Annotated in this window: 16 protein-coding genes; all 16 read left to right on the top strand. The window is 70.9% G+C overall.

Annotation, left to right across the window (positions count from 1 at the left end; all coding sequences use genetic code 11):
• Positions 1 to 2: 2 nt before the first annotated feature.
• The 16 genes from ACIF6F_RS26890 to ACIF6F_RS26815 all read left to right on the top strand — a co-directional run bounded on the left by ACIF6F_RS26890 (position 3) and on the right by ACIF6F_RS26815 (position 13893).
• Positions 3 to 512, top strand: a complete 510-nt coding sequence (locus tag ACIF6F_RS26890) for a hypothetical protein (protein WP_399951674.1) — start codon at positions 3 to 5, stop codon at positions 510 to 512.
• A gap of 13 nt (positions 513 to 525) precedes the next feature.
• Positions 526 to 948, top strand: coding sequence for a hypothetical protein (locus tag ACIF6F_RS26885; RefSeq protein ID WP_399951671.1), 423 nt, complete (start codon positions 526 to 528; stop codon positions 946 to 948).
• Complete coding sequence (locus ACIF6F_RS26880) at positions 945 to 1259, top strand: hypothetical protein (RefSeq protein ID WP_399951669.1); 315 nt, start codon at positions 945 to 947, stop codon at positions 1257 to 1259. The genes ACIF6F_RS26885 and ACIF6F_RS26880 overlap by 4 nt, the downstream gene beginning before the upstream one ends.
• On the top strand, positions 1256 to 1612 hold the full coding sequence (locus ACIF6F_RS26875) for a minor capsid protein (RefSeq protein WP_399951666.1): 357 nt from the start codon (positions 1256 to 1258) through the stop codon (positions 1610 to 1612). Before ACIF6F_RS26880 ends, ACIF6F_RS26875 begins: the two co-directional genes overlap by 4 nt.
• On the top strand, positions 1602 to 2030 hold the full coding sequence (locus ACIF6F_RS26870) for a minor capsid protein (protein WP_399951664.1): 429 nt from the start codon (positions 1602 to 1604) through the stop codon (positions 2028 to 2030). Before ACIF6F_RS26875 ends, ACIF6F_RS26870 begins: the two co-directional genes overlap by 11 nt.
• Before the next feature lie 62 nt (positions 2031 to 2092).
• Positions 2093 to 2569: a phage tail tube protein gene (locus ACIF6F_RS26865; RefSeq protein ID WP_399951661.1), complete on the top strand. Its 477-nt coding sequence runs from the start codon at positions 2093 to 2095 to the stop codon at positions 2567 to 2569.
• Entirely contained in the window at positions 2566 to 3042 is a 477-nt protein-coding gene (locus tag ACIF6F_RS26860) for a hypothetical protein (protein WP_399951658.1), read from the top strand. The genes ACIF6F_RS26865 and ACIF6F_RS26860 overlap by 4 nt, the downstream gene beginning before the upstream one ends.
• A gap of 144 nt (positions 3043 to 3186) precedes the next feature.
• Entirely contained in the window at positions 3187 to 5082 is a 1896-nt protein-coding gene (locus ACIF6F_RS26855; protein WP_399951655.1) for a hypothetical protein, read from the top strand.
• 11 nt (positions 5083 to 5093) lie between these two features.
• Complete coding sequence (locus tag ACIF6F_RS26850; protein ID WP_399951652.1) at positions 5094 to 7811, top strand: hypothetical protein; 2718 nt, start codon at positions 5094 to 5096, stop codon at positions 7809 to 7811.
• 3 nt (positions 7812 to 7814) lie between these two features.
• Positions 7815 to 9035, top strand: coding sequence for a poly-gamma-glutamate hydrolase family protein (locus ACIF6F_RS26845; protein WP_399951650.1), 1221 nt, complete (start codon positions 7815 to 7817; stop codon positions 9033 to 9035).
• A gap of 13 nt (positions 9036 to 9048) precedes the next feature.
• Positions 9049 to 9525 (top strand): hypothetical protein, encoded by a 477-nt coding sequence (locus ACIF6F_RS26840; RefSeq protein WP_399951647.1) that lies wholly within the window; start codon positions 9049 to 9051, stop codon positions 9523 to 9525.
• Between the two features lie 65 nt (positions 9526 to 9590).
• Positions 9591 to 10448, top strand: coding sequence for a hypothetical protein (locus tag ACIF6F_RS26835; RefSeq protein ID WP_399951644.1), 858 nt, complete (start codon positions 9591 to 9593; stop codon positions 10446 to 10448).
• A gap of 14 nt (positions 10449 to 10462) precedes the next feature.
• The gene (locus ACIF6F_RS26830; protein ID WP_399951641.1) at positions 10463 to 10690 is read left to right on the top strand and encodes a hypothetical protein; all 228 of its coding nucleotides are present in this window, start codon (positions 10463 to 10465) and stop codon (positions 10688 to 10690) included.
• Positions 10687 to 10941, top strand: coding sequence for a hypothetical protein (locus ACIF6F_RS26825; RefSeq protein ID WP_399951638.1), 255 nt, complete (start codon positions 10687 to 10689; stop codon positions 10939 to 10941). Before ACIF6F_RS26830 ends, ACIF6F_RS26825 begins: the two co-directional genes overlap by 4 nt.
• 12 nt (positions 10942 to 10953) lie before the next feature.
• A complete protein-coding gene (locus tag ACIF6F_RS26820; protein ID WP_399951635.1) occupies positions 10954 to 12615 on the top strand; it encodes a hypothetical protein in 1662 nt (553 codons plus the stop codon).
• A 93-nt stretch (positions 12616 to 12708) separates the two neighbouring features.
• A complete protein-coding gene (locus ACIF6F_RS26815; RefSeq protein ID WP_399951632.1) occupies positions 12709 to 13893 on the top strand; it encodes a helix-turn-helix domain-containing protein in 1185 nt (394 codons plus the stop codon).
• The last annotated feature ends 21 nt before the right edge of the window (positions 13894 to 13914 follow it).

The following is a 13914-nucleotide window of genomic DNA, read 5'->3' as shown; positions in this document are numbered from 1 at the left end:
GCATGACCCTGACCAGTGATTTCGCCGTCAGTGCCTCGGTCGTCAACACCAAGGCCAGCGACCTGTCCGCAGCCGCGGACAACCTGCTGAAGAAGTACGCCGTGCACCTGGAGTCGGGGGCCGGCGCGGGCAGGGCCGACCGGGTGTTCGCCGACACCCGGACCCTGGCCGCGTCCGCGTCGGAGACCCTCGACCTTGCTGGGTCGCTCACCGACTCGTACGGCACAACGACCAGCTTCGCCCGGGTGAAGTTCATCCTGGTCGCGGCGTCGCTCGGGAACACGAACAACGTGGTGGTGGGCAACAACGCCAGCGCCGATTTCGTCGGCCTGTGGAACGCCGCCGGCACGCTGACCCTGCGGCCCGGGATGGTGTTCGCCGCGTTCGCCGCCTCGACGGACGCGACCGGCATGGTCGTCACCGCGACCACCGCCGACCTGATCAAGGTCGCCAACTCGGCGGGCTCCACGTCCGTCACGTACGACGTGATCATCGTCGGTAACAGCACCTGACCGGAGGTGGCCGATGACGAGCCGCATCTACGCCACCGCCGAGCAGTACGAGACCTACACCGGCGGCCCGGCCCCGGCCGACATCGAGGCCCGCCTCGTGCAGGCCTCACGCTTCCTGGATGCACAGGTCCTCCGGCTGTGCGTCTACGACGCCGACACCAGCACCGGCCTGCCCACCAACGCCACGGTGGCGGCTGCGTTCGCCGACGCGGTGTGCGCGCAGGCGCAGTGGGGCATCGAGGTCGGCGACACCACCGGGGCCGCCGGGGCCGGCTGGGGCTGGGTCGAGATCGGCTCCGTCAGGCTCAGCCGCTCCGTCACCGCGGTGTCCGGGGCTGACGCGGCCGGGCGTCAGATCGCGCCTGCGGTGTGGGACGCCCTCCGCTCGCCCGACCTGACCCCGGCCCTCCTCGTCGTCGGCGAGGTGATCTCGTGATCATTCCGCTGTGGGTGCTGCGGCACACGGTGACGATCGAGGCCTACCTCGGAGACACCTCGGCCGGCCCCAGCTACGCGGCCGGCGTCGCGGCACGCGCGTTCGTCGAGGAGAAGGACCGCACAGTGCGGGACTCGGACGGCGAGGAGGTCACGGCGTCTACGACCGTGTACCTGCTGCCGTCTCAGGAGTGCCCCGCGCGCTCTCGCCTCACGCTGCCGTCGGGGCGTGCCGCCCTGGTCATCACGTCCGCGCTTCGCGACGGCGGCGGCCTGCCCACGCCGAACCACCGGGAGGTGACCCTCGAATGAGCCAGGACGTACGGCTGCGGTGGGAGGGCGGCCGCCTCGGTGCCTCCCGTCGCGGCCGGGCTGCCGCAGAGGAGGGCCTCCAGAAGGCGTTGGAACATCTGCTCACCGAGTCCCGCAGGCTCGTGCCCCTGCGTGAGGGCGTGCTGGAGCGCTCCAGCCGCGTCGTCCGTGACGGGCTGGTCGGCGCCGTCACCTACGACACCGTGTACGCCAGGAGACAGCACGAGGAGCTGACCTGGAAGCACCTGCCCGGGCGCAGCGCCAAGTACCTGGAAATCCCCATGAACACCGAGCGTCGGGTGATGCTCGACCTCATGGCCGTGCCGTTGCGGAGGTGGCTCCGTGGCCGGTGAACCCGACCTCCTCGACGGCCTCGCCCGCTACCTCGCCGAACGCGGCCACGGCACCTACGGGGATGCTCTCGTCGGCGCCACGATCGTGCTGGAGCACATGCCTCCCGGCCCCGACGAGGTCGTCGTCCTGACCGAATACGGCGGCCTGGAGGCCCACGGCCGCCTGCCGTACGACGAGCCGCGCGTACAGGTCCGTGTACGCGGCACGACCGACCCGCGGGTCTCCCGGGCCCGCGCGACGGCGATCCGCTCCGAGCTGCACGGCCTGAGCTACACCGTGCTTCCGGGCGGAACCGAGGTCATCTCGGCCGTCGCGCTCCAGACCGTCGCGTCACTGGGCCAGGACGACAACCGCCGACACGAGCACGTCGTCAACGTGCAGTTCGAGATCTACAGCCCGACCAAGCACCGGGCCTAACCCCACCCTTCCGCCCGCCGGCGCCTCGCCGTCCGGGCATCTCGTAATGCCCTGGAGGAGCCATGGCACCGCGCAAGTACAACGCGAGGAATGTCCGATTCGAGATCGAAGACTTCCTCAACCCGGGCACCTGGGTGCCCATCGCCCCCGGCAGCGGCAGCTCCGAGGGCGGCCTCAACACCTTCACCATCTCCAGGGATTACGAGGAGGCCGACACCACCAACTTCGGCAGCGACGGCCAGGCCGAGGGCCAGAACATGCAGATCGCCGTCGAGATCTCCCTGGAAGGCTGGCGCCTGGAGGACCCCGACACCGGCGCCCTGGACCCCGGACAGGCCCTGGTGGAGGCGCAGGCCGAGAGGCTCGGCAACGACAGCACGTGCGGCTTCCGCTTCGCCTCGCCCGGCGCCACCAGCTGGAAGGTCTGGGAGAACGCGTACTTCCAGCTCGGCGACGAGGGCGGCGAGACCAACGAAAAGGTCACCTGGGCCGTCACCGTCAAGCGCAGCGGCCCGACGACCACGGCGGCCATCTCGTGACCGCCGACCGCGAGTCCTGGGATGCGTTCTGGGCCGAGGTCAACGGCGCCGGCACCGAAACCATCCGCGGCGTCGAGGTGGCTATCCCCACCGACCTGCCGCTCGTCATGGTCCAACGGCTGGACGCTCTCAGCGCAGAGGACAGCGAGGAGGCCTTCCGCGAGATGGTCGGCATGCTCTTCGGTGACGGCGTCCTGGAGGCGTGGACCGACGCGGGCATGGGCCTGATGGAGCTGAAGACGCTCATCGCGTGGGGGACAGCGAACGCCGAAGGCACCCGGATCGGGTTCCGCGAGGCGTACGAGCGGGTCCTCCAGGGCGAGGCCGAGTCCGAGGGAAAAGCCCCGAACCGGCAGGCGCGGCGGGCCGCGGCCAAGAGCGCACCGCGGCCGCGATCCGCCACTACTGGTGGGCGGTCGAAAGCGACTTCCAGAGGGAGTACGGCTACGGGCCGAAAGACATCGCCCAGCTGACTCGCCGTCGTTTCCACACCTTGCTCAACGGACTGTCCCCGGAGTCGGTATTCCGGCAGGTGGCCGGAGACGAGCTGTCCGTCATCGACAACCCGAAGCAGATCGAGCAGGCCCTGGCGGGCCTGTGACTGAGGAGGGCCCGCCATGGCGATGACGATCGGCGAACTCGTCGGCTATATCCGGGCGGACGACAGCGCGTTCCGGCGCGGGGTGAACCGGGCGCAGTCCAACATGGAACGGCTGCGCGCCTCGACCGCGGCCCGGCTGCGGGACATGCGCGAGCGGTTCGTTTCCGCGTCCCACGCCATGGCCAACGCCCTGTCGCGCAACGTTGCCGACGCCACGCAGGACGCCACGGACTCTGTCGCGCAGTTCACCCGGGACTCCCGCGGCCGCCTGCGGAACGCCCGCGGGCACTTCGTGAGCGAGGCCGAGGCCATCGCCCAGGGCTTCACCGAGGCGATCGAGAGCGGCGCCGATGAGGGGATGACGGGCCTGCGCGGCCGGTTCCTGCGTCACCTGCGCCAGATGCGTTCCGACCTGGCCACCCGCACGCGCTCGATGTGGGGGCGGCTGACCGGCGCCAGCACGGAGGCCGGCGAGGAGTCTGGGCACGGCATGGCCCGCGGGATGCTCTCCCGCATCACCTCGACCCTGCGGTCGGGGATCGGGTCGGCAGTGTCCACTGGCCTGTCGGGGCTCCAGTCCATCACCGGCCAACAGAACCCCTACGTTGCCGCGCTCGTACTCGCCCTCGTTACGGCCGTGGCGACTGCTCTGGGCCCGGCGCTCGGCGCGGTCCTGGGCGGCCTGGTGGTCTCGGCGGTCGGCATCGGCGTCGTGGGCCTGAGCGCCATGCTCGTGAAGGACGAGCCGAAGGTGAAGGCGGCGGCGACCAGGCTGGTCGGCTCGGCGAAGAAGATCTTCAAGGACGCGGCCAAGCCGATGGTCAAGCCGATCTCTGATGCGCTGGCGAGCCTGGAGCACACGACAAAGACCCTCGCTCCGAAGTTCAAGGAGGTCTTCAAGGCGGCGGCTGACTCGGGCCTGACCAAGTCGCTGACCAAGGGCATCGACGAGATGGTCAAGCGCATGCTGCCTGGGCTGATCACCATGCTCCAGAAGGCCAGCCCCGTGTTCGAGGGGCTCGCCGGCCTGCTGGGCCGCGTGGGCGCTGGGCTCGGCAGCCTGTTCACGTCCCTAGGTCAGGGCAGTCCGCAGATGGGGCAGGCCCTGGCTGACCTGGGTTGGCTGCTGGAGAAAACGATCACCGGGATCGGATACTTCCTGTCCTTTCTGGCGCAAATGTACGGAAAAGTGCGCCCGTTCATCGTTCAAGTGATCGGCCTGTTCGAGTGGCTGTACGACGTGCTCGTCGGCCACTCGATCATCCCCGACCTGGTCAACGCCATCATCGGGTTCCTGGCCAGCCTGCCCGGCCGTGCCGCGGCCGTCCTGTCCGGCCTCCCGGGCGCCATCATCAGCCGCGCGCAGGACGCCGCGACGCGGGCGCACGCCGCCATCCAGTCCGGCGTAGACAGCGCGGTGCGCACCCTGTCGAGCCTGCCCGGCCGCGCCCGAGGCGCGCTGAGCGGCCTCGGCAGCACCCTGTACAACGCTGGCCGCTCCCTCGTGGGCGGGTTCGTCAACGGCATCCACTCGATGCTCGGCGCAGTGCAGAGCGCGGCCAACGCCGTCGTCAGCACTGCGCGCCGCTTCTTCCCCTTCAGCCCCGCCAAGGAGGGCCCGTTCTCGGGGCGCGGCTGGACGCTCTACTCCGGCCAGGCCCTGGCCCAGGGGTTCGCCGCGGGCATCGAGAGCCGGCGCGGCGCCGTCGCGTCGTCGCTCGGCTCCCTGATGGGCCCCGGGATGGCCCTCCCTGGTGCCGCCGCTGCGGGCGTGCGTGCTCCGGCGGTGGCCAGGGGCGGCCCCACGCGCGTGATCATCGAAGTGCGTGGGCCGGAGGAGGTCGTCCGGCTGATCCGGACGGCCGTCGCCAAGAACGGCGGCGACGTGCAGAAGTACCTCGGCAACAAGTAAGGAGCTGCCCCGTGGCCGTGCCGGACGTGCGATTCGCCCTCGACCTCGGCGGCGCCCTCACCGACATCACCGATGACGTGCTCGTAGAGGACACCGTCCGGCACGCCCGCGGCCGGCGCGCCGAGGGCAGCACCGTGGACGCCTCCACAGCAGACCTGACGCTGAAGAACGGCAGCAAGTACAACCGCCGCAACCCCAGCAGCCCCTACTTCGGCCTGCTCGGCCCGAACACGCCGCTGCACATCACCACCTACGCCGGCGAGACCGTCCTCGACGTGCCGTACGGCGTCGCGGGGCGGGCCTCGACACCCGATCACGCGTCGCTGGACATCACCGGGGACATCGACGTGCGGGTCGAGCTGGAGGCCGCGGCGTGGGCGGGCCGGTACACCGCCAACGGCTGGGAGGTCGCGGGCAAGTACGGCACGACCGGCAACCAGAGGTCGTGGCAGATGCTGATCGGCAATTCGGGTGCCCCCCATTTCCGCTGGTCGCCGGACGGCACGGTCGCGAACCTGATCTCCCGGGACGCAGAGACCGCTGTTCCGTTCGGGCCGGGCGCTGTGGGGGCGGTTCGGGCCACGCTGGACGTGAACAACGGCTCCGGCGGCTGGACGCTGGCGTTCTACGTCGCGCCGTCGCTGGCCGGGCCGTGGGTGCTGCTGGAGGACCCGATCGTCACCACCGCGGGGACGACGAGTATTTTCGCGTCGACGGCCCCGCTCGACATCGGTGACAACGCCGACCTCGGGTTCGGCACCGTCGGCCGCCGGTTCCGCGCTGCGGAGATCCGCTCGGGCATCGACGGCACGGTCGTGGCCTCCCCCACGTTCACCGCGCAGGCCTCCGGCGCCGGGTCGTTCGCCGACTCGGCCGGCCGGACGTGGACGGTCGCGAACGGCGCGAGCATCACCGACCGCCGCTCGCGCGCGGTCCTTGGGGTGCCGGAGTGGTCGCCGCGCTGGCGCCCGTCCGGCCACCACGTGCGCACCCCGATCCAGGCGTCGGGGATCCTGCGACGTCTCGGCCAGGGCGCCAAGAGCCTCGACAGTGCGCTGCGCCGCCGTATGCCGTCGTTCAACCCGGTCGCGTACTGGCCGATGGAGGACGGCAGGGAGGCGGTCCAGGCCTACAGTCCGACCGCGGGCGTCGCGCCGATGCGGGTCACCGGGCTGGAGATGGCCGCGGACGACTCCCTCCCGTCGTCGCTGCCGCTGCCGGTCATCGGCACCGCGTCCAGCCTCAAGGCGACTGTGCCCAGCCACTCCGCAAGCGGCTGGCACCTGGAATTCGCGTACCGGCTGGACGACGATCCGGGATCCCTCCAGACCCTGATGGAGTGGACGACCACCAGCTCCCCATGGAAAATCTGGCGCCTCCGGGTCGGGAACAACCTCATGAACCTGATCGTGGAGGACGGCGAGGGCGCCACCACGCTGGTGCTGAACTCGGGCGCCACGGGCTGGTTCGGGACGGGCTGGGGCCGCTACCTGATCCAGGCCACACCCAACGGCAGCAACCTCGACCTCCACTCGGCGTGGATCACCCTCGGCGCCGGTGGTTTCCAGTCCAACGGCACCCTGGCGACCACCAGCGCGGGCCGGATCACCGGCATCAACACCCGGTTCGGCGCGGGCCTGGACGGCGCGGCGATCGGGCACCTGGTGGTGTTCGGCAACGACGACACCGAGACGTTCTCCAGCGCCGATTCCGGGTTCACCGGCGAGCGCGCGGGCCTCCGCATCGAACGGCTCGGCGGCGAGGAGTCCATCCCCGTCCTGATGGCCGGCTCCACCGCCGCGCAGGAACAGATGGGCCCCCAGCTGCCGACTACGATCCTCGACCTGTTCGGCGAGTGCGAGGCGACCGACGGCGGAATCCTGCTGGAGGACCGCGACCGGGCCGGGCTGGTCTACCGCGGCCGCTCCACCCTCTACAACCAGACCCCGAGACTCACCCTGCCGTACAGCAAGTTGGCGCCGCCGATGGAGCCCGTCGACGACGACCGGCTCCTGAGGAACCAGACCACCGTGCGGCGCGACGGCGGCTCGTGGGCGACGGAGGCCCGTACGGACGGGCCTCTGTCGATCGCCGACCCGCCCGACGGCGCAGGCCTGTACGACCAGGATGTGACGCTGTCCCTCGCGGACGACGACCAGTGCCAGCGCATCGCCGGGTGGCTCACCCACAAGGGCACGTGGGACGAGTCGCGGTACCCGTCCATCACGCTGCGCCTGCACTCGCATCCCGAGCTCGTCGCGGACGCGTGCCGCGTGGACGTGGGCGACGTGATCCGGGTGACCGACCTGCCGTCGTGGCTGCCGCCGGGGGACCTGGATCTCCTCGTCGAGGGCTACGAGGAGACGTGGGGCCCGTTCTCGTGGGAGATCACGTTCTCGTGTTCCCCGGCCGGCATCTGGAACGTGTCCACGGCCGCGCCCGGGTCCCGGACGGACACCGCCGGTACCGAGCTCGGCGTGGCCGTGGATGCGGACGACACCACGCTCGTGGTGGACGTCTACCAGGGCCGCCTGTGGACCACGGACCCGGCGGACTGCCCCCTGACGGTCACGGTCGGCGGCGAGGACATGACCGTCACGGCGATCACCGGGGACATCGAGGACCAGTACACCCGCACGGTCACGTCCGGGTGGGGCACCGCGTCGTCCGGGCAGGCCTGGACGCTCACCGGCGGCAGCAACAGCGAGTACAGCGTCCAGGGGGTGTAGCCGATGGCCGACCTGTACGACGACTACGCCGACTTGGCCGCGTCGGAGGTCGAGGGTGTCGACTACTCGCGGCACTCCAACACCCCGACGGGGGCGACGTGGTCGTCCATCGCGATCCACGGCGGCGGCATCGAGGCGGGCTCCGGCGAAATGGCACTTCAGGTCGCCGGATCCCGCATGATGTATTACGAATTCAAGGGGCTCAAATCCAGCGGAAACCAGGATTTGCACATCACCTCAACGAATTTCGATGAGCCGATTTGCGAGGCGCTCCAGGCAACCGCGCTGCGTACGATCTCGTTCCACGGCTACACCGGCAGCCTGCTCCAACCTGAGACCGCCCTCGGCGGCCTGGACCCGCTGCTCCGCGCCCGGATCGCCACCGCGCTCCGCAACGCGGGGTTCGCCGTGATCGACGCGCCATCGGAAATCGGCGGCACCGACCCGGCCAATATCGCCAACCGGAATATCCGGGGCGAGGGCGTCCAGCTCGAAATGAGCCGCGCCCAGCGGCAAGCGTTTTTCCCGAACGGCGACACGAGCCGCGCGATGCGGGAATCCGGACAGAGGACCGATGCGTTCTACGCGTACGCGGCCGCAGTGCAGGCGGCGTACGAGGGCTACGGGTACGTGTCCCTCACGAGCATCAACGTGTCCCGGTACTGCACGATCCCCGCCCCGTCCGCGGACGTGGACATCTCCGCCAGCGTCGCCACGGACAAACTCGCGACGGGTGGCGGCCACTTCATGCAGCTGGTGGCCCGCTGGGCCGACGCCTCGAACACCTACCTGGCCCGGCTGGAGTTCTCGACGACGCAGACCGTGATCCTGACCCTCCGCAAACGGGTCGCCGGCACGGAGACGCTCCTCGTGCAGCACACCACCGACCTGACGCACGCCGCCGGGCGCCGGTTCGCAATCCGCCTCCAGGTCTCCGGCTCCTCGCTGCGCGCGAAAGCCTGGCTGGACGGCACGTACGAGCCGCAGGCGTGGCAGCTGGAGACGACGGACACGTCGCTGTCCGCTGCGGGGTCGGTCGGCGTCCGGTCGATCCTGTCGAGCACGAACACCAACACCCTGCCCGTCACTGCGTCGTGGGGCGATTTCCAGCTCCGGAGCGACCGGCAGCGCCTGTTCGTCACCCGGTCCGCCAACGGCGTCGTCAAGTCGCATGCGGCGCTGTCCGACGTGCGGCTACGGACCCGCCCCGTCGTCCCCCTGTGAGAGGAGCCCGCTCGTGTACTCAGGCTGGGCCGGCGGCGCCCACGTCACCGCCGAAAAGCTCGACGAGATCAGCGGCATCTGGACGCCGTACACGACCACGTGGACGGGCTCCGTCTCGAATCCGGCGATCGGGAACGGGACCATGGAGGCCGAGTACGCGCTGTGCGGCGGCGTGTGCTTCGTGCGCGTGTCGGTGGAGATGGGCTCGACGACGACGTACGGCTCTGGCCAGTACAAATGGACGCTCCCTTTCCAGGCCGCGACGTTGGCCACCACCAAACTCGGGTATATCGGCTCTGCGTACTGCACCGATGCGGGCGTGGCGTACTACGCCGGCATCACGCGTGCGATCGGCGGCGAGTCGTTCATGATCGCCATCTCCCCCACAACCTCCACGGGTTCGACCCCGGCCGAGTGGAACCCAGTCCGCCCGTTCACGTTCGCGAGCGGCGACGCGATCAACCTGTTCCTGGCCTACAAGCCCGCCTAGCCCTCACACCCCCTTACTCCGCGGCCGCCCCGGCCCCGGAGCCCTCAGCACGCCCTGGAGGCGCCATGGCTACCCTGTCCCGCCCCGCGTACGTCAACCTGCTGCGCAGCCAGGCCGGCTACCACGAGGGCCGCGACCCGGACGGCAACTGGAACAACATCCAGAAGTTCAGCCCGGCCACCGCGGGCCTGGAGTGGTCCCAAGGCATGGCCTGGTGCGCCACGTTCACCGCGTGGGGCGCGGACGAGCTCAACGCCCGCGACGCCTGGCCCATCACTGCCAGCTGCTTCACCGCGGTGCAGTGGTGGAAGAAGCGCGGCCGCTGGACCGAGTACCCGGTCCTCGGCGGCCCCTTCTACCTCGGCACCGTCGGGCAGGACCATGTGGGTGTCGTGTACGCGTACGACGCGGACTCGATCTGGACCGTCGAGGGCAACACCAACGCGGGCGGCTCCTTCCAGGGCGACGGGGTGTACCTCCGCGTCCGGCCCCGCCGCGGCCCCGGCAGCCCGTACGGCTACGGCGTGCCCGAGTTCACCGAGGGCACCGTCAGCGCTGACCCGGCGCTCGGCGGCACCCCGGCGGCTTCCGTCCCGGCGCCGCGCCCGCAGCAGCCGCGGGTGTCCCTCGCGCACATCATCGCCGCGGCCGAGCGGGACCCGGGCGGTCGGCAGGGCGCGACGACGTACCCGGCGGAGGTGAACGTCGTCGAGGTCGCCCTCGCGGCGGAGGGCCTGCTGGCCGACGCGTACGCGCACGACGGCAGCTTTGGCAGCCTCACCGTCACCGGGTTCGGGAAGTGGCAGCGCCGGTACTCCGAGCGCCACAACCTCCGCTGGACCGCGGACGACTGCAACGGCATCCCCGGCAAGACCTCCCTCACCGCCCTGGGCAAGGCCCACGGCTTCACCGTCACGACCTGATCGGAGAACACACCATGGCCCGACTCCTCGTCGACATCGCCGAGCGCACCCTGGCCGCCTACGCGACCACGTTCCTCGGCCTGCTCCTCGCCGCGAACTTCGACCTCACCGACGTGACCGCGGTCAAGGCGGCGGCCATCGCGTCCGTGCCGGCTGCGCTCACCGTCATCAAGGGCGCGATCGGTTCCCTCGTCGGCGACCCGGCGTCGGCCGGGTGGCTGCCGAGCAGGGACCGCGGGTGACTCCTGAGGACACCACGCGGGTGGCGGTCGAGCTGGCCGAGATCAGGGGCGAGATCCGCGAGGGTTTCGCCGTGATCCGGGGTCAGCTCGACCTCGCGCTCCAGCGCACCGGCCAGGCCGAGACCGACATCGATGACCTGGACAAGCGTCTCGCCGCCCTGGAGCGGGCCCGCTGGCCGCTGCCGAGCATCGCCGCGGCCACCGGCGCGGCCGGCCTCGGTGTCGCCCTCTATCAGCTCGTCGCCAAGTAGAGGGAGGCCGCGATGCCCACGAGGCGCACCGTCACCGGCTCCACGGCGGACCTGTTCACCGACGCCGACGGCACCGGGAGCGTGGTGCTGCGTGCTCTGCCGCGCCGCTGGACCGACGAGGCGGGCGGCCAACTGCTCGTTGCCCCGGACCGCGAGCTGCCCCTGACGGGCGGGGCGTGGTCTGCATCGCTTGTCCCGACGGACGAGGCGGGGATTGAGCCTGCGACGGGCCGGTACTACGAGGTGGAGGAGCGTCTCGACGGGGTGCCGGTGCGGCGCCGGGTGTTCGAGGTGCCGTCGGGGGTGGGGGATCTCGACATTCTCGACCTGGTCGTCGCCGATCCTGGCCTGCCCGGCTACGTGCGCGGGGCGGCCGGCGCCGACGGTCCGGCCGGGCCCACGGGCGCAACCGGTCCGCAGGGTCCACAGCCGCCGCTCGGCGCGGCCGGCGCGGGGCCCACGGTGGCGCTGAGGAGCGACGATCCCACGACGACCAACGCCAGGACGCCCACAGCCCACGCCCTCACGCACGCGGCCATCGGCTCAGACCCGATCACCCCTGCGGCGATCGGCGCCGACCCTGCGGGGACAGCCGCGGCGGCCGTGGCCGCGTTGTCCGCGCTGACGCAGACGGTGGTGAAGGCGGCCGACGAGCCGCGGCAGGCGACCACGGTCGTCTCCGATGACGGCCACCTGTTCGCGTCGCTGGAGGCAAACAGCGTCTACCGCTTCAACTCCACGCTGCTCTTCGACGGGCCGGAGGCCGCCGACGCGACAATCACGTTCACGGTTCCGGCCGGGTCTACGGGCGGGTGGGCGCCGTACGCGGGCACGCTGGGTACGACGGTGCCGGATGGTTCGGCGCAGCTGAAGGTGGCCGCTCGCCAGTACGGCTCGAACTCGGACATCGGTGTGATGGCGTCCTCGGCGTCCCTGGCCGGCGTCATCGCGACCCCGCGCGGGGTGGTGGTCACGGGGCCGACCCCGGGCCTGCTGCGGTTGCGGTGGGCGCAGCAGACGAGCAACGCCACCGCGGTGAACCTCAAGGCCGGTTCGCTGCTGGAGGTCGTCAAGGTCTCCGGCAGCGCGCCGGCGGCGTCGGGGATCAACCTCGACTCCCCGCTCGCCCTGCCGTCCGATCAGGGGCTCCTCGCGTGGACCGGGGACCCGAACGACGCCGGGCACGTCACTGCCCAGTCTGTGGGCGGGGTGGCGGGCCGGATCACGCTGGTGAAGGTCCAGCTCCGCAAGAGCATCACGTGGTCCCGCATCTGGTTCGGCCTGGCGGGCGTCGACGCGGGCGCCAGCCTGACGAACTGCTACCTCGGGGTGTACGACTCCGCTGGCGTGCTGCGGGGCGTCACGGCGGACATCTCGGCGGACCTGTCGTCCGGCGCGGTCGGCAAGTCGGTGCCGCTGGTGACGCCGTTCACCGCGGGGCCCGGCGAGTGGTACATCGCCCTGCTGCTCAACGGCACGTGGACGACGAACCTTCTCACGCTGAAAGCGACTGGCGCGGGGATCACGGTGAACTGCGGCCTGTCGGCGCCGCGGCTGCGGTACTCCAACATGCTCTCGGGCCAGACGTCGCTACCGGCGTCGCTGGACCTGACGCAGCAGTCTACGAGCATCATCAACACCGGCTGGGGCTCCCAGTGGTACGGGATCTCCTGAACAGCGATGCCCCCTCTCAGCCTTCGGGCTGGGAGGGGGCGATTTCGCCGTGTGCGGCTACTGTTCTGGTGTCGAGTCAGAACGGAGCCCAGTATGCACGCTCTACCTCATGACCACACCGGCGCGCGCATTCGCCGCCTACGCCGGGAACGCTCCCTCACCCAAAGCGCCCTCGCCGACCTCATGGGCGTCTCGGAGAGCCTGTTGAAGAAGGTCGAACAGGGCACCCGCCCTCCATCCCCTCACGTCATCGCCTGCGCGGCCCGCGCCATGCGCGTCCAGGTCGCCACCGTCATCGGTCAGCCGTACGTGGACGAGCTGCGCACGGACAGGCTCGACGTCCTGATAAGGCCGATCCGCGAGGCCCTGGACGTCTACGACCTCGGGGCCGACCCCGAGATCACCCCCCGACCGGTGGCCCTGCTCTCCGCGGACGCCGAGGGGCTCCTCATCGCCGTTCGGGCCGGCGAGATCCGGCAGGCCGCCACTCAGCTGCCGGGCCTCATCCAAGAGGTCACCACGGCCGCGCACGCAGCACCGTCGGACGAGCTGTGGCGGCTGCTGGCCAGCACGTACCGCTCCGCGTACGACGTGGCCTCGAAGCTGGGGTACGCCGACCTGTCGGCCATCGCCCTGGCGCGGCTGGAGTGGGCTGCTGAGCGCGCGTCCAGCGCGGCCCTCGGAGGCATGTACCGCTACTTCCGTGCCCTGACGTACATGCGCGAGGGCCAGTACCGCACCGGCCAGCGGCTGACGGCTCTGGGGCTCAGCATTGTGGAGCAGGCCGACGTCGGCCGGGAGCGCGATGTCGTGACGGGGCAACTGCACCTCGGCGCTGCGGTGATGGCGGGCCGCTCGCACGACGGGGACGCTGCGGAGGGCCACCTGACCGAGGCGGGCCGGATCGCCCAGGCGACGGGCGAGGCCGCGACCGTGCACTACCTCGCGTTCGGTCCGACGAACGTCGAGGTGCACCGGGTGTCGGTCCTCGCCGAGCTGGACGAGTACGGCCAGGCGGCGCAGCGCGGCCGTACGGTGGTCATCCCGCGGGAGTGGCCGGCGTCGCGGCGAAGCCACCACTACGCCGAGCTTGCTCGCGCGCAGATGTGGACCAACGACCTGGAGGGGTCGTTCGCGAACCTCCTGCGGGCGAGGAAGGCAGCACCGCAGCAGGCCCGATATCACCAGACCGTACGGGAGACGTACGCCGGTCTGGAGGCCGCTCACAGGCTGCTGCCGGATTCGTTCCTGTCGTACGGCACCTGGCTGGGCGCCTGACGGTCTGTGAACCTTTGGCCC

Origin of the sequence: Streptomyces sp. NPDC086023 (assembly GCF_044540325.1) — a bacterium.
In the GTDB taxonomy this organism is placed as follows: domain Bacteria; phylum Actinomycetota; class Actinomycetes; order Streptomycetales; family Streptomycetaceae; genus Streptomyces.
Note: the sequence above shows the minus strand (reverse complement) of the source record. Positions and strands in the feature narration are given on the sequence as shown.